Raw genomic sequence first — 15,420 nt, forward strand, 5'->3', positions numbered from 1 at the left:
CTATTGTAAGCTTAATCATATAGCCATTCCAAAAGGAAAACATAGTTTCAAAGGTTTTAACATTCAAAGAATAAATAGTATTCACAGCAATATAAAAAGATTTATCTCTGTCTACAGAGGAGTTTCAACTAAATACTTAGCTAATTATTTATCCTTATTTAAATATATTTTTGATAAAATTCAGGAATATCCATTATTTATACAGGGTAAACATTCTTATAAAATCAAGAATTTTAAAGGCCGTCCACCTATATTTGAATAGCTAGTTTTATTTATCACTCTATTTCATAATTGAGCCTTTTTTATTAATAAGTTTTTAATATTAAAATCATATAAGAACAATTTATATATATTTATAGTAAAATAATATATAAGTTTATATAACAAAAAGGCTTCCTCTATCATATAGTCTGCCTTTTTTTAAGCTAATAGGCTCAACATCCATCTTATATAAAAATTTGTAAAGTTCATCTCCATATTTATAATAATCTAGTTCACCAAAAATAACTAATTTTTCAGGACTTATTAAGCCTCCTATGCCTCCAATAAAACCATAGTTTAAAGATGGAAGCTCAATATCGCCAGGAGGAAGAAGAAGACATTCCATATCTATTTCTTTTAATGCAGTATAAATTCCTTTATCGCTAGTAACAAAAGCGTTATGGCCTACAGGAAGAACTGAACACTTTGTATACCCCTGCTTTACATCTATTATTTTTTTGTTTTTTTGAAAAGGAAGAAGATTTTTATCAGTATATTTTAAGTTGTGAATAAAAATACTATCAGATATAAGAGCATTTAAAATAATATCATCAGGATATTTTGAAGAAAGTGAATTTTTTGATAGTACATAATTAATATCATGCATTGATAGTTCATCTAGGAATTCTTTGTCTATATCTTTTTGAACTATAATAAGCTTTTTTTCTTTATATAAAATATTTAACTGAATATCTACGTGGCCATTAATTGCTTCATATACTTTTGTTGATTTAGGTACTTTAATTGGTATTAAATCTAGCTTTTTTAAGCTTTGGATTTCTTCATCTGTAGTCCTATAATCGATAAAACATATCATATAAAAACACTCCTTAAAATCTCTTGTGTAAGATAAAAATACTATTAAAGATGTGAAAAATCAAGGAAATAATTACGAAAAATAAATTTTGTATAGAGTTGAAAATTTAATACATACTATTAGTAGGAAGGGAGTGAAAACCCATGCTTGTTCAGGAATTAGCTTATTCAGGTGATTTAGATTTTGTTGGTGAACTACAAGAATTAAAAAAAGTATTAGAAAAGAAAGATATAATAGTTGGAATAGTAGAAAGCCAGGAAGGCATTACTCATGTAGTTAAGTTAATCTGTGATGATGATACATACGATGAAAGAATAACAAATAGAGTTAACTTATATATAAGTAATATATTATATGAAATAGTTATATCTAAATATAAAGAAAAAGAAATGTTTCAATTTTTAACAGACACATATTTCTTCTTAAAACATGATGAAATATTAGAAGTAGAAGAAGATATTATGAAGGTTCTCCTTAGAAAAGAACAGATTAATAACGATTTATTTGTATATTGTAATAATAAAATCAATAGTATATTAGATAAAATACAGAGTTGTATGGAAGAAAATAAGGAAATAAATATAAATGGTTTCCTAACTTTTAGAATGAGGGAACTTAGAGAAGATATAGAATGTATTATAGAAAAAGTAGTAGAAGGATATTTAGTTGAAAAAGAATATAAAGAATTCGTAAAACTCTTAAAGTATTTTGTTGACATACAGGAAAGTAAAATAGAAAAAGTCAATATTTATGTGGAAGGAGATTCTACATATAAAGTAACAGATGGATATGATGAAGATATCTTCACTTCTTTTCTAAAAGATTTATCTGATTGTAAATTAGGTATAGATGCTAATGTTGAAGATATAATAATAAGTGGATTGATAAGCAATGCACCTAAAAGTATAAATATTTATGGAAAAGATAATTGTAAAAATAAAGAGTTTATTGATACAATTATTAATGTGTTTGGTGATAGAGTTAGGACGTGTGCAAAAGAAAATACATATAAAAAAAGTGTTGACATGCAGAAGAGTTAATGATAAAATAATTTTTGTTAAGAAGAAACAGCCGTTTCTCACCTTACAGCGCATTAAATTAGCAGCTAGTGTGGTTATTTATCGCAATGATTTTGTTTGATAATATAGGGCGGCAGTTTACTGCCGTTTTTTTATTATATAGAATATTGCTTTTATTTTTCGGAGGTGAAAACTATTAATAAAAATTATATAGTTAATGAAGATATAAGAGAAAAAGAAATAAGAGTTATAGCTAATGACGGAAGTCAGTTAGGTGTAATGGCTACTAGAGATGCGTTAGTTAAAGCAGAAGAAGCAGATTTAGATTTAGTTATGATATCACCAGGAGCTAAGCCACCAGTTTGCAAGATTATGGATTTAGGGAAGTTCATATACGAGCAATCTAAAAAGGAAAAGGAAGCTAAAAAGAAGCAAAAAGTTGTTAATGTTAAAGAAGTAAGAGTAAGTCTTACAATAGAAGAACATGACATCGATATTAAAGCTAAAAATGCAAGAAAGTTCTTATTAGACGGAGATAAAGTAAAGATCACTGTCAGATTTAGAGGAAGAGAAATGGAACTTGGTCATTTAGGACTTAGAATTTTGGAAAAATTCTCTACTAAGTTGGAAGATGTATGTGTAATAGAAAAGCCAGCTAAGAGAGAAGGAAGAAATATGACAATGGTTTTAGGCCCAAAGAAGGCATAAACTGAGAGGAGGAATTTAGCAATGCCAAAAATGAAAACTCATAGAGGTGCAGCAAAAAGATTCAAATTAACAGGTACAGGAAAATTAAAGAGAGCAAAGGCTTATAAGAGCCATATCTTAACAAAAAAGAGCTCTAAGAGAAAGAGAAATCTTAGAAAAGCTAGTCTAGTATCAAATACTCAAGAAAAAGCAATGAAGAAATTATTACCATATCTATAAGAGACGGTACAGGAGGTTTAAAGAATGGCAAGAGTAAAAAGAGCGGTTAATTCTCGTAAGAATCATAAAAAAGTTTTAAAGCTTGCAAAAGGTTACTATGGAGGAAAGAGCAGATTATTCAAAACTGCTAACGAATCAGTAATTAGAGCATTAAGAAATGCTTACGTAGGAAGAAGATTAAAGAAGAGAGATTACAGAAGACTTTGGATAGCAAGAATAAATGCTGCTACAAGAATGAATGGTCTTTCATATTCTAAATTCATGAATGGAATGAAATTAGCTGGAATCGACATAAACAGAAAAATGTTATCTGAAATAGCTATCAACGATCCAAAAGCATTCGCTGATTTAGTAGAAGTAGCTAAAAAACAAGTTAACGCTTAATATATATTTGTAAATAAAATGCGACTAATAGTCGCATTTTATTTTATATACAGAAAAATATTTAAAAACTAATGTGTTAAGTGTGGGGTGTGGAGTGGTAATATGAAAAGTAATGATAAGAGAATAAAGAAAAGTCTAAATGGAGTTCAAATATTATCAATAGGATTTTTAGTACTTATTGTGGCAGGAGCAATAATATTAAGCCTTCCTATATCATCAAAAGAAGGAGTATATACTAATTTTCTTGACTCCTTATTTACATCTACGTCTGCAGTTTGTGTTACTGGTTTAGTGGCAGTAGATACAGGGACTTATTGGAGTACATTTGGTCAATTTGTAATAATATTATTAATACAAATTGGAGGCCTTGGTTTCATGTCTATAACGGTATTTGTTGCAGCTTTATTAGGTAAGAAAATCACATTAAAGGACAGGCTATATGTACAAGAATCTTTAAATACACTAAGTATACATGGAATTGTTAAAATGGTTAAGTATGTAATAAGCTTTGTTTTTATAGTTGAAGGAATAGGGGCTCTTTTGTTATCAACTCAATTTATACCTGAGTTCGGACTGGTAAAAGGTATGGGTTATAGTTTTTTTCATTCTATATCTACTTTTTGTAATGCAGGTTTTGATTTAATGGGGAATTACAGTAGTGTTACATCATATAGCAGCAATGCAGTTGTATTAATTACTCTATCCTTGCTTATTATTATAAGTGGTCTTGGTTTTACTGTTATTTTAGAACTATTAAATTATAAAAATAATAAGAAACTTTCTATTCATTCTAAGATAGTTTTAACTATGACATTAGCTTTAATTATTTTTCCTACAATTTTTATATTTTTATTAGAATATAAAAATGCAGGTACTATGGCTAATATGAGTTTTGGAGATAAGATTCTAAATTCTTTCTTTACAGCGGTATCACCAAGAACAGCAGGATTTAATAGTATAGACTTAGCTAAGATGGAAATTGCAAGTATTTTTCTTACTATATTTTTAATGTTTATAGGGGGATCACCAGGATCAACAGCAGGAGGGTTAAAGACAACCACTTTTGCTATTGCAATATTAACTCTTATAAGTGTAATAAAGGGTTATGAAGATACAGAAGCTTTTGGAAGAAGATTTTCTAAGGAGTTAGTTTATAAAGCTTTTGCCCTTTTAATGTTAGGTGTTACTTTAGTGGTAACAGTTACAATGATATTATCAATTACAGAATATGATATACCTTTTATAGATTTATTTTTTGAAGCTGCATCTGCTTTTGGAACTGTAGGATTGACTTTAGGAATAACTCAAAAGCTTTCTGTTATAGGAAAGATAGTTATAATGATAACTATGTATTTAGGAAGAGTTGGTCCTTTAACAGTTATGCTTGCACTTATGCATAGACAAAAACAAAGAGGATTTAGTTATCCAGAGGGAAAGGTATTAATAGGATAGAGGTGTATTAAGATGTCAGAAAAACAATATATAGTTATAGGTCTTGGAAGTTTTGGTAAGGCTGTAGCTAGAAATTTAAATGATATGGGAAATGATGTGTTAGCTATAGATAAGAGTATGGAAGCTGTTCAGGAAATTTCAGAATATGTAACTCATGCAGTTCAAGTAGATGCTACTGATGAAGCTGCCCTTAAAAATTTAGGTATAAGAAATTTTGATGTTGCCATAATAGCTATTGGAAGTAATATTCAGTCTAGTATAATGGCAACCCTTATTGCAAAAGAAGCAGGAATAAGTCATATTGTTGCAAAAGGAAATAATGAACTTCATGCAAAGGTATTATATAAGGTAGGGGCTGATAAAGTAATTCTTCCAGAAAAGGATATGGGTGCTAGAGTAGCTCATAATCTTGTTTCTTCAAATATATTAGATTATATTGAACTTGCATCTGACTATAGCATTATGCAAATTGAGACTTTAAATAAGTGGAATGGTAAAACTCTTAAGGACTTAGATTTTAGACGAGAGTACGGAATAAATATTATTGCTATAAAAAATAAGGGAGATATAAATATTTCTCCAGCAGCAGATGTGGCTTTAAATAAAGATGATATTTTAGTGGCCTTAGGTCAAGATGAGAACTTAAAGAAACTTGAAAAAATCATAGAAAAAGATAAGTAAAAGAGGTGATTCTTTGGTTTGTATAGAAAGTAAAGATAACAGTTTATATAAAGAAACTAAAAAGCTAAAAGAGAGAAAAGGGCGTAGTAAGAGCTCAAAGTATATTATTGAAGGTTTTAGATTAGTTCAGGAAGCTTTTAAAGCTGGTATTGATATAGAGTATCTATTTATAAGTAATAAAGAAGAATATAAATTAGATGATTACCTTAAAGAGTATAAAGATAAAACAAAAGTATATGGGCTAGATGATAATCTTTTAAAAGAATTATGTGCTACAGAAAAACCTCAAGGAATAGTAGCTGTTGTAAAAATGAAGGATAAGGATATAGCTTTAGAGGGAGATTTTTATATTATATGCGATAAAGTTCAAGATCCAGGAAATCTTGGTACTATAATAAGAACAGCTCATGCTGCAGGAGTTAATGGAATTATACTTACAAAGGGAACAGTTGATGTTTATAATGAGAAAACTATACGTTCAACTATGGGATCATTATTTTATGTGCCAGTAGTATATGATGATGATAATCTTACTTTAGTAAAAAAACTTAAAGAAAAAGGATTTTCTATTCTTGCCACTTCATTAGAAGGGGAGAAGGATTTCTTTAATGAAGATTTAAGTGGAAAAATAGCAATTTCAGTAGGTAATGAAGGAAATGGTGTAAGTGAGGAAGTTTATAATATTTCTGATAAGAAAGTCAAGATACCTATGCCTGGTGGTGCGGAATCATTAAATGTAGCTATTGCATCTTCTATCATTATATATGAAAAAGTTAGACAAAATGGTTGATATTTTTATTAAGTTTTTGTATAATTGATAGGTAATTAAATAAATAAAAACTATGAATGAGAAAGTAGACATAATGGCGCTTTCAGGGAGAAAAGGTCAATAGACTGCAAGCCTTTTTATGAAGATTTATGTTGAAGTTCCCTCAGGAGTTCCAGTTGTGAAATTATAGTAGCTTCTGGCGGTATATAAAACCGTTAATTTTATTAGAGCTGGATTTAAGTTTATATAATTAAATTTAAATCAATTAGGGTGGTAACGCGGATATTTCGTCCCTTTTTAAGGGGCGTTTTTTTAATGTCTAAATATATAATTTTTATAATAATAAATACTTATTATTACTGAATTTTAGTTATGTAAGATACTAAGACATTAAAAATAATTATAGCCTAAAAAGAAAAATGAATAAATATTTTTAACCTTTTTAAATGGCAAACAAAATCTGAAAGGAGAAAAGAAATGCAAGAACAATTAATGCAAATTAAAGAAACAGCCTTAAAAGAAATTGAAACAGCTAAAACTGCTGCAGAAGTTCAAGAATTAAGAGTAAAGTTCTTAGGTAAAAAAGGAGAACTTACAACTATCTTAAAGAGTATGGGAGGTCTATCTAAAGAAGAAAGACCTATAGTTGGAAAGATGGTTAATGATGTTAAAAAGGTTGTTGAAGAAAAATTAGATGCTGCTGCTAAAGAAATTAAAGAAAAAGAAAAGATAGCTAAACTTCAAAGTGAAGTTATAGATATAACTTTACCAGGTAAGAAAAATGTAATAGGTAAAAGACATCCATTAGAATTAACTCTTGAAAAAATGAAAGATATATTCATATCAATGGGATTTACTATAGAAGAAGGTCCAGAAGTAGAACTAGATCACTATAACTTTGAAGCTTTAAATATTCCTAAAAACCATCCTGCAAGAAGTGAGCAAGATACATTATATATTAATGATAATATAGTACTTAGAACTCAAACTTCACCAGTACAGGTAAGAGTTATGGAAAAACAAGAACCACCAATAAAGATGATTTCTCCAGGAAAGGTTTATAGAGCAGATTCAGTTGATCCAACTCACTCTCCTATATTCTATCAAATGGAAGGTCTAGTAATAGACAAGGGAGTAACATTTGCAGACTTAAAGGGAACTTTAGAATTATTTGCAAAGAAGATGTTTGGTGATAATGTTAAAACTAAATTTAGACCACATCACTTCCCATTTACAGAACCATCAGCAGAAATGGATGCTACATGCTTTGTATGTGGAGGAAAGGGATGTAATGTTTGTAAAAACTCTGGATGGATTGAACTTTTAGGATGCGGTATGGTACATCCTGATGTTTTAAGAAATTGTGGATTAGATCCAGAAGTATATAGCGGATTCGCCTTTGGATTTGGTGTTGATAGAATGGTTATGTTAAATTATGGCCTAGATGATATAAGATTATTATATGAAAGTGATATGAGATTTTTAAATCAATTCTAGAGGAGGATAAGAAATGAAGGTACCATATAATTGGATAAATGATTATGTTAATGTAAGCGTAAGCCCAAAAGAACTTGGAGATATATTAACTTTAACAGGTTCTCAACTTGAAGAAGTTATTATTCAAGGGGATAATATAAAGAATGTTGTTGTAGGTCAAATCAATAAAATAGAAAAGCACCCTGATGCTGATAGACTAAATGTATGTCAAGTAAATATTGGTGATGAAGAAATTCAAATAGTTACTGCTGCAACTAACATGAAAGAAAATGATAAAGTTCCTGTAGCTTTACATAAATCAATATTAGCTGATGGAACAGAAATTAAAAAAGGTAAAATGAGAGGCGTAGTTTCTAACGGAATGTTCTGTTCGGAAGAAGAACTAGGTATTGCAGGAGATGAACCTGTAGTAGGACTAATGATTTTACCAGAAGATGCACCAATAGGAATGGATATAAAAGAATACTTAAAGCTTAATAAGGCTATTTTAGATTTTGATATAACTTCAAATAGACCTGACTGTTTAAGCATGGTTGGTATGGCAAGAGAAACTGCTGCAGCTTTAAGAACAACTTTCAAAATGCCAAATACATCATATGAAGTTAAAGCTTCTGGAAATGTAAATGATGAATTAAAGGTAGAAGTTAAAACAGACCTTTGCAAAAGATATATGGCTAGAAAGATTAAGAACGTAAAGGTTACTCAATCTCCAGGATGGATGCAAGAAAGACTTTTAGAAGCTGGTGTAAGACCAATTAATAATATAGTTGATATTACAAACTTTGTTATGCTTGAAATTGGTGAACCAATGCATGCTTATGATTCAAGAGAATTAACTAAAGGTCATATAGTAGTAGAAAATGCAAATGACGGAGAAAAGTTTACTACATTAGATGAAGTAGAAAGAACTTTAGATTCAAGCTTTATATGTATAAAAGATGGAAATAAGACTATAGGACTTGCTGGTATAATGGGTGGTCTTGATTCAGAAATAAAAGATGATACAACTGAAGTAGTATTTGAATGTGCTAACTTTGATGGAACTAACATAAGAGTTAATTCTAAAAGATTAGCATTAAGAACAGAAGCTTCAGGAAGATTTGAAAAAGATATAGATCCAAACTTAGCAGAAATTGCATTAAATAGAGCATGTGCTTTAGTATGTGAATTAGGTGCTGGTGAAGTTGTAGATGGAACTATTGATGTATATCCTGAAGTTAAGGAAATTTCTCATATGGAAGTTTCAGCTAGCTGGATAAACAAATTCTTAGGTACTGAAATATCTACAGAAGAAATGAAGTCTGCTTTAGATTCATTAGAATTATTAACAGAAGTAGACAATGATACTTTAAAGATAACTGTTCCTACATTTAGAATAGATATAGCTATAAGAGAAGATATAGCTGAAGAAGTTGCAAGAATATATGGTTATGATAAAATACCAACTACAGTGTTTGATGTGACTCCTAATAGAGAAAACAAGCATAGAGATGAAAGACTTAGAGAAGTTTTAATAGATGCATTAATAGCATCAGGACTTAACCAATCAATTTCTTATTCATTTACTTCACCAAAGGTATTTGATAAGATAAGAGTTCCAGAAGATTCAGAACTTAGAAATGTTGTTAAGATAAGAAATCCATTAGGAGAAGATTTCTCTGTTATGAGAACTTCAACTTATCCTTCAATGATGGATTCATTAAGCAGAAACTACTCAAGAAGTAATGAATATGCTAGACTATTTGAAATAGGAAAAGTTTATATAAAGAATGAAGATGAAAATGCACTTCCAACTGAAAAGAATACATTATCAATTGGTATGTATGGAAACTGTGACTTCTTAGACTTAAAGGGAGTTGTGGAAAATGTTTTAGACAGACTAGGAATAGCTAAAGCTAAGTTTGTTCGTGAAAGCGAAAATCCAACATTCCATCCAGGAAAAACTGCAGGTATAACTTTAAGAGGAAAGAATGCAGGTGTATTTGGTGAAATTCATCCAGATGTTGAAGAAAACTATGATATTGAAACAAGATGTTATGTGGCAGAATTAGACTTAGATGTTTTATTTGATGCTGCTGATGTTAAGAGAAGCTACACACCAATTCCTAAGTTCCCAGCAGCAACTAGAGATATAGCTATCTTAGTAGATGATGAAGTTTTAGTAGGAGATATTGAAGACATTATTAAGAGAACTGGTGGACAATTAGTAGAAAAAGTATCATTATTTGATATTTATAAGGGAGCTCAAATTCCAGAAGGAAAGAAGAGTATCGCTTATGCAATAGTTTATAGAGATGCAAAGAAATCTTTAACTGATAAAGATGTAAACAAGGTTCATGACAAGATATTAAAGAACCTTGAAAATAAACTTGGTGCTGAATTAAGATAATAATTAAATATTTAAAGACAGTAAGTAGATTTGTGAAAATTCAAATCTGCCTACTGTCTTTTTTATAATAAATTTGTTTATATAAAATTATCAGTTGTAGTTATTTAGTGTTAATTATTTCTAGAGTAGAGTCAAAGGATTCTTTTGCATCATTAAAAACCTCAGTAGAATAGTCATCAGCGTTATCTAATACATCTTTATCTTTCATAATATTATAATGAGGATTTCCTAAATTATCATTATATTTATTTACCCATGTAGGTTCTGATTCATAAGATTTTAAAGAAACCTTATTATTTGTTTTTTCAAGATTTAATTTAATCATAAGACCATCTTCTGACTTTCTATTTCCCATAGTTTCTTCTCTTTGATTTGAAATAAAGTTTCCAAGTGAGTAGCAGACAAGAGTTTCTTTATTAGAAGCTTCATTTTTTATAGTTTCTATAGGTTGTACGACATGAGGGTGGCTTCCTATTATAGCATCTACTCCTAGCTCACTGAGCTTTTTTGCTAAATATTTTTGCTTATCATTAGCAGTAGTTTGATATTCGATTCCCCAGTGAATATAAAATATAATATATTGGGCTCCATCTTTTTTCATATTTTCTATAGTTTTATTAATTCCTTCTAAGTATTTATCTATATTACTTTCATCAGAAAAGAGATTTATTTTATTTTCTAAGGAAGAGGGAAGTTCAATATTATTAAAGGTATGTTTTGATTGTTTTTCTCCACAATAAGAATAATTAGTGAAGCCTACCTTGATATCATTAATATCCTTAATAACATAATTTTTATCATTTTCATTTTCTTGTATTCCTATTAAATCAAGACCGCTATTTTTTATGTTTTTCACAGTATTTATAAAGCCATCATAACCCCTATCTAATATATGATTATGGGCAGAGGATACAATGTCAAAACCACAGGTCTTTAAGGAAGTTAGAATTTCAGGGGGGCTGTTAAAATCAGGATATCCAGAATATCCAGAATTCTTGCCTAAAAATGTAGTTTCTGAATTACATACAGCTATATCTGCACTTTGTATATAATCTTTCACATTAATAAAGAATTCATCAAAGTTGTAGACATTAGATTCTTTATTATATTCAGCTTCAAGTTCGGCGTTATGAAGAAGTATGTCTCCAGCAAAAACAATAGAACAGTTTTCTTTATTTTCTTCTTCCTTCTTCATAGGTTCTTCATTAAAATTATTATTAGTATCTTTTGAAACAGTACATTGATTTAAAAACAATATAGTAAAAGATAAAATAATAAAAAACTTAAAATTACATTTTTTACTTTTCAAAATAATCACTCCTTATTCAATATATTAACATAAATTGTTTTATAGTGTAAAAAAAGTAAGTTTTATTCATTTTTATTTGTAACAATTTGGAGTGTTGAAAATCTACTGTCTGCCTTGTTTTATAGATATAAATACCATATAATATTTTTTATAGGACAAGTATTTGTGAGGTGTTAAGATGATAAAGGTTATCGTTAATATAAATGGTAAAGATTATACTCTAAAGGGAAGAGACAATGAAAAATACTTAAAACAAGTGGCAGAGTATGTAGATGGAAAAATAAGTGAGATAGCTACAAAAAATAGATTTTTAAGTACTGGAGATGCAGCTGTTCTTGCAGCAGTTAATATAGCAGATGATTTGTATGAAAGTGATATAAATTATCAAAATGCTAAAAAGGATAAGGTTTCTTTAGAGGAAAGAAATCAAACTTTAAGTGATACAATTAAGGAACTAAGAGAAAAGGTTGATAATCTTCAAAAACAAAAGGATAGTGAGGCTTCTATACTACAAGAAAAGCTTGAAAGTAATAATAAGGATATAGAAAATTTAAATAAAAATATAGAGACTTTAAATAAAGAAAAGGAAGACTTAAGTGAAAGTAATAGAATCTTAAATAAAGAAAAAGGAGATTTAAGTGCAAGTAATGAAATTTTAAGTAAGGAAAAAGAAGACTTAAAGGAAAATAATAAAACTCTAAATAATGAAAATAATAATCTTAAAAATGAAATTTTGAGATTAAAGAAAGAAATTGAAAAAACTAATAAATTAAATGAAGAGTTAAATAAAAAGAAAGAAGAATTAAGAAATAGCAAAGTTCACTTAGAAGAAAAACTTAAAGAAAGCCATAGAGCAAATAGTAAGCTTAAGGAGTCATCAGATAGAATAGCTAAAGAAAAAGAAAATAGTAAAAAGACAATTAATGAATTAAAATATAATGAAAGTATTTTGACTAAAGAGCTTGAGTCTGTTAAAAATAAAAATAGGGTTTTAGAAGAGGAAAATAAAAATATTGAAGAAGAGAAGAATTCTTTAATAAAAGAAGCAGAAGTATTAAATACTAGCATTAAAGAATTAAAAAATATAAATGATGATTTAAGTAGTACAATTTCTGAAAAAGAAAAGGAAATTGAAGAAAGAGGAAAAGTTCAATCATCTTTAAAAGAAGAATTTGAAAATGCTAAAATAGCGCAAAAAGAAATAATGGATGAAGAAATAAGTAAAAAGAATTCTATTATAGAAGAGATGCAACAAAAAATAGATAAATTAGCATCAGAAAAAAGTAAGATATTAGAAAGTGGAAAAACTTCAAGACAAGAATTAAGAGATGCAAAATATAGAATTCTTGATTTAGAGAAAAAGATAGTTGATGTTCAAATCGAAATGACAAAGATGAAAAGAGATAAAAACATATTAAAAAAATAAAGTATAAAAAAACTGTCTCGAAAAATTAATTTCGAGATATTTTTTGTTTGTCAGTTATAAATTTGTATGAAAGTAGAATTAATCTGTGTTTTATGTTATAACATACAATAGGGATTAGTGACTAAACGTAGGAGAGATGAAAATGACAAAAATAGAATTATTAGCACCCGCAGGAAGCATGGAAAGTGTATATGCTGCTGTAAATAGTGGAGCCAATGCAGTATATTTAGGTGGTCCTAAGTTTTCAGCTAGATCAAAGGCTGTAGAATTCGACAATGAAAAGATGAAGGAAGCTGTAGATTACTGCCATAGTTATGGAGTTCAAGTACATGTAACTATGAATATAATATTAAAAGAGAGCGAATTAAAGGAAGCTATAAGATATGTAGGATATTTGTATGAAATTGGTGTGGATGCTCTTATTGTACAGGATACTGGCCTTGTTAAGCTTATAAAAGAAAATTATCCTGATTTTGAAATACATGCATCTACTCAGCTTACTGTTCATAATGGAGAAGGAGCAGTTTATTTTACTAATAAAGGCTATAAGAGAATAGTATTATCAAGAGAATTAAGCTTTAAGGAAATAGAACATATATCAAAGGATCTAGGAATAGAAACTGAAATGTTCGTTCATGGAGCTTTATGTGTATCTTATTCGGGTCAATGTCTTATGAGCTCTATGATAGGTGGAAGAAGTGGAAATAGAGGTAAGTGTGCACAACCTTGTAGACAAGAATATAGACTTGTTTCTGAAAAAAGTGGAGAGAAAAAAGGTTACCTTTTAAGTACTAAGGATACATGTACTGTAGAAGACGTGAAAGATATTATTAAAAGTGGAGCATATTCATTAAAAATTGAAGGAAGAATGAAAAAGCCAGAATATGTTGCAGGTGTTGTAAGTACATATAGAAAGGCCTTAGATAAAGAACTTAAAAAGGAAGAATTTGATGTTCAAAAAGGCAAAAAGACACTTTTACAATTATTTAATAGAGGTGGCTTTGGAAGTGCATATTTAAAAAAGGATATGGGAAGAGATATGATGAGCTTCCAAATTCCAAAGAATACAGGTATAGAAATAGGAAAAGTTGATTCAAAAGGATATATTGTTTTAAAGGATTCTATAGCTCTTGGAGATGGTATTGGATTTGGCAAAAAGGGCTTTACTGTAAGTAAAATTGTTTTAAAGGGTAAAGAAGTTAAAGAAGCTTTTAGTGGTGATAGAGTTAAATTATATCCAGAAGGCTACAAGGAAGGAGATACTATATATAGAACATCTAGTAAAAAACTACTAGAAGATCTATCTGAAAATGTAAGACCTTATAATAGAAAAATAGGTTTAGAAATCTATGTATCTTTCAAATGCAATGAAAATCTTAAACTTAAAGCTTATGTAGATGGAATAGAATATGAAGTTTTAGGAGATATAGTTGAAAAGGCAGAGAAAAAACCTCTTGATAAGGAAAGAATAGAAGAGGCTTTAAGAAAATCTGGAGACACTCCATATAGAATTGATAAAATAAATTTTGAAAGCTTTGAAGACGGATTTTTAAGAATAGCATCGTTAAATAACTTAAGAAGAGAACTTTTAGATAAAATTTTAAAAGATAAGTTATCAAAGAAGAGAAGAAATAGAAGTAAGGTAGTGCCTAATGAATTAAATTTAAAAGCTAAAGATCCTATAGATGTTGATATGATTGTTACATGTGTTACTAAAAGTCAATTAAAAACATTAATTGACTTAGGAGTTAAAAATATAGGTGTTGATTTATATAGCAGAGAAAAGGATGCTATAACATCTGAAGATATTAAGAATATTAAAGATGTTAATATATATATACATACACCTGAAATAATAAAATCGGAATTTAAGGCTGTTGTTAAGAAAATTGATGAAAATAAACCTTACATAAAGGGATTAATAACAGGAAATGCTGGAATAATTAATATATATAAAGATGAAATGAAGATTATAGGAGATTATAAGCTTAATATATTTAATTCAGAAGCAGCTAACTTTTATAGAGAAGATTTAAATATGGTTTCATTAAGTCTTGAATTAAATAGAAAAGAAATTAAAGACATAATGAAAAAAGGTGTAACAGGTGCAGTATATGAGCTTTATGGAAAAACTGAACTTATGGTAAGTGAATACTGTCCTATAGGAAGTACCTTTGGAGGAAAGTGCACAGATAAAGCTTGTAATAAGGCTTGTATGAGAGATAAATTTACTCTTGTGGATGATAAGAAAGAAAGCTTTAGAGTTATGACAGATGTATTCTGTAGAAGTCATATATTAAATGGAACTCCATTAAACTTAATTGGTGAAATAGATGATTTAAAAAGTATGGGTATAAATACTTTTAGAATAGACTTAAGAGATGAAAGTGAAAAGGAAGTAAGAGAAATATTCAAAATGCTTAATGGAGAAAAAGAAATAGAAGGAAAATATTACACTAAAGGATGTTATAAAAGAGGTGTAGAATAGA

The 15,420-nt window shown here is 28.7% G+C and carries 13 protein-coding genes, 1 pseudogene and 2 other annotated features; of the genes and pseudogenes, 12 read left to right on the top strand and 2 right to left on the bottom strand.

Annotation, left to right across the window (positions count from 1 at the left end):
* Positions 1 to 151 (top strand): annotated as a pseudogene (locus BM384_RS18605) (IS1595 family transposase); the annotation flags it as partial.
* A gap of 225 nt (positions 152 to 376) precedes the next feature.
* Here the strand turns inward: BM384_RS18605 and BM384_RS00010 are convergent.
* Positions 377 to 1,078 (bottom strand): DUF6873 family GME fold protein, encoded by a 702-nt coding sequence (locus BM384_RS00010; protein WP_090009194.1) that lies wholly within the window; start codon positions 1,076 to 1,078, stop codon positions 377 to 379.
* Between the two features lie 143 nt (positions 1,079 to 1,221).
* Here BM384_RS00010 and ytxC point away from each other — a divergent pair, with 143 nt between their 5' ends.
* The 9 genes from ytxC (at position 1,222) to pheT (ending at position 10,196) form a co-directional block, all read left to right on the top strand.
* Complete coding sequence (gene ytxC, locus BM384_RS00015; protein WP_090009197.1) at positions 1,222 to 2,118, top strand: putative sporulation protein YtxC; 897 nt, start codon at positions 1,222 to 1,224, stop codon at positions 2,116 to 2,118.
* Between the two features lie 13 nt (positions 2,119 to 2,131).
* Positions 2,132 to 2,259 (top strand) — a sequence feature (ribosomal protein L20 leader region).
* Between the two features lie 24 nt (positions 2,260 to 2,283).
* A complete protein-coding gene (gene infC, locus BM384_RS00020; RefSeq protein ID WP_090009200.1) occupies positions 2,284 to 2,805 on the top strand; it encodes a translation initiation factor IF-3 in 522 nt (173 codons plus the stop codon).
* Between the two features lie 21 nt (positions 2,806 to 2,826).
* The gene (gene rpmI, locus BM384_RS00025; protein WP_090009202.1) at positions 2,827 to 3,024 is read left to right on the top strand and encodes a 50S ribosomal protein L35; all 198 of its coding nucleotides are present in this window, start codon (positions 2,827 to 2,829) and stop codon (positions 3,022 to 3,024) included.
* A 24-nt stretch (positions 3,025 to 3,048) separates the two neighbouring features.
* Positions 3,049 to 3,408, top strand: coding sequence for a 50S ribosomal protein L20 (gene rplT, locus BM384_RS00030; RefSeq protein WP_090009205.1), 360 nt, complete (start codon positions 3,049 to 3,051; stop codon positions 3,406 to 3,408).
* A 102-nt stretch (positions 3,409 to 3,510) separates the two neighbouring features.
* Positions 3,511 to 4,860 (top strand): TrkH family potassium uptake protein, encoded by a 1,350-nt coding sequence (locus BM384_RS00035; RefSeq protein ID WP_090009208.1) that lies wholly within the window; start codon positions 3,511 to 3,513, stop codon positions 4,858 to 4,860.
* 12 nt (positions 4,861 to 4,872) lie between these two features.
* Positions 4,873 to 5,541 (top strand): potassium channel family protein, encoded by a 669-nt coding sequence (locus tag BM384_RS00040; protein WP_090009211.1) that lies wholly within the window; start codon positions 4,873 to 4,875, stop codon positions 5,539 to 5,541.
* A gap of 13 nt (positions 5,542 to 5,554) precedes the next feature.
* Positions 5,555 to 6,331 carry a TrmH family RNA methyltransferase gene (locus BM384_RS00045; protein ID WP_090009215.1) on the top strand — a complete coding sequence of 259 codons (777 nt, stop codon included), beginning with the start codon at positions 5,555 to 5,557 and terminating at the stop codon, positions 6,329 to 6,331.
* Between the two features lie 43 nt (positions 6,332 to 6,374).
* Positions 6,375 to 6,608: a binding site (T-box leader), on the top strand.
* A 179-nt stretch (positions 6,609 to 6,787) separates the two neighbouring features.
* Complete coding sequence (gene pheS / locus BM384_RS00050; RefSeq protein WP_090009217.1) at positions 6,788 to 7,807, top strand: phenylalanine--tRNA ligase subunit alpha; 1,020 nt, start codon at positions 6,788 to 6,790, stop codon at positions 7,805 to 7,807.
* Between the two features lie 13 nt (positions 7,808 to 7,820).
* Positions 7,821 to 10,196, top strand: coding sequence for a phenylalanine--tRNA ligase subunit beta (pheT, locus tag BM384_RS00055; protein WP_090009219.1), 2,376 nt, complete (start codon positions 7,821 to 7,823; stop codon positions 10,194 to 10,196).
* Positions 10,197 to 10,296: 100 nt separating this feature from the next.
* Here pheT and BM384_RS00060 read toward each other — a convergent pair whose 3' ends face one another.
* Positions 10,297 to 11,505 carry a CapA family protein gene (locus BM384_RS00060; protein ID WP_090009222.1) on the bottom strand — a complete coding sequence of 403 codons (1,209 nt, stop codon included), beginning with the start codon at positions 11,503 to 11,505 and terminating at the stop codon, positions 10,297 to 10,299.
* A gap of 178 nt (positions 11,506 to 11,683) precedes the next feature.
* Between BM384_RS00060 and zapA the strand changes: the two genes are divergently transcribed.
* Both zapA and BM384_RS00070 read left to right on the top strand, forming a co-directional pair.
* Complete coding sequence (gene zapA / locus BM384_RS00065) at positions 11,684 to 12,931, top strand: cell division protein ZapA (protein WP_090009225.1); 1,248 nt, start codon at positions 11,684 to 11,686, stop codon at positions 12,929 to 12,931.
* A gap of 142 nt (positions 12,932 to 13,073) precedes the next feature.
* Positions 13,074 to 15,419, top strand: a complete 2,346-nt coding sequence (locus BM384_RS00070; RefSeq protein ID WP_090009228.1) for a U32 family peptidase — start codon at positions 13,074 to 13,076, stop codon at positions 15,417 to 15,419.
* The last annotated feature ends 1 nt before the right edge of the window (position 15,420 follow it).

Origin of the sequence: Clostridium sp. DSM 8431, assembly GCF_900116755.1 — a bacterium.
In the GTDB taxonomy this organism is placed as follows: Bacteria; Bacillota; Clostridia; order Clostridiales; family Clostridiaceae; genus Clostridium.

What these genes read in the sequence shown, in the direction of transcription:
- pheT (WP_090009219.1), top strand. Translation starts at nt 7,821, where the DNA reads ATGAAGGTACCATATAATTGGATAAATGATTATGTTAATGTAAGCGTA.
- rplT (WP_090009205.1), top strand. Translation starts at nt 3,049, where the DNA reads ATGGCAAGAGTAAAAAGAGCGGTTAATTCTCGTAAGAATCATAAAAAA.
- BM384_RS00040 (WP_090009211.1), top strand. Translation starts at nt 4,873, where the DNA reads ATGTCAGAAAAACAATATATAGTTATAGGTCTTGGAAGTTTTGGTAAG.
- BM384_RS00035 (WP_090009208.1), top strand. Translation starts at nt 3,511, where the DNA reads ATGAAAAGTAATGATAAGAGAATAAAGAAAAGTCTAAATGGAGTTCAA.
- rpmI (WP_090009202.1), top strand. Translation starts at nt 2,827, where the DNA reads ATGCCAAAAATGAAAACTCATAGAGGTGCAGCAAAAAGATTCAAATTA.
- BM384_RS00010 (WP_090009194.1), bottom strand. Translation starts at nt 1,078, where the DNA reads ATGATATGTTTTATCGATTATAGGACTACAGATGAAGAAATCCAAAGC.
- zapA (WP_090009225.1), top strand. Translation starts at nt 11,684, where the DNA reads ATGATAAAGGTTATCGTTAATATAAATGGTAAAGATTATACTCTAAAG.
- pheS (WP_090009217.1), top strand. Translation starts at nt 6,788, where the DNA reads ATGCAAGAACAATTAATGCAAATTAAAGAAACAGCCTTAAAAGAAATT.
- ytxC (WP_090009197.1), top strand. Translation starts at nt 1,222, where the DNA reads ATGCTTGTTCAGGAATTAGCTTATTCAGGTGATTTAGATTTTGTTGGT.
- BM384_RS00070 (WP_090009228.1), top strand. Translation starts at nt 13,074, where the DNA reads ATGACAAAAATAGAATTATTAGCACCCGCAGGAAGCATGGAAAGTGTA.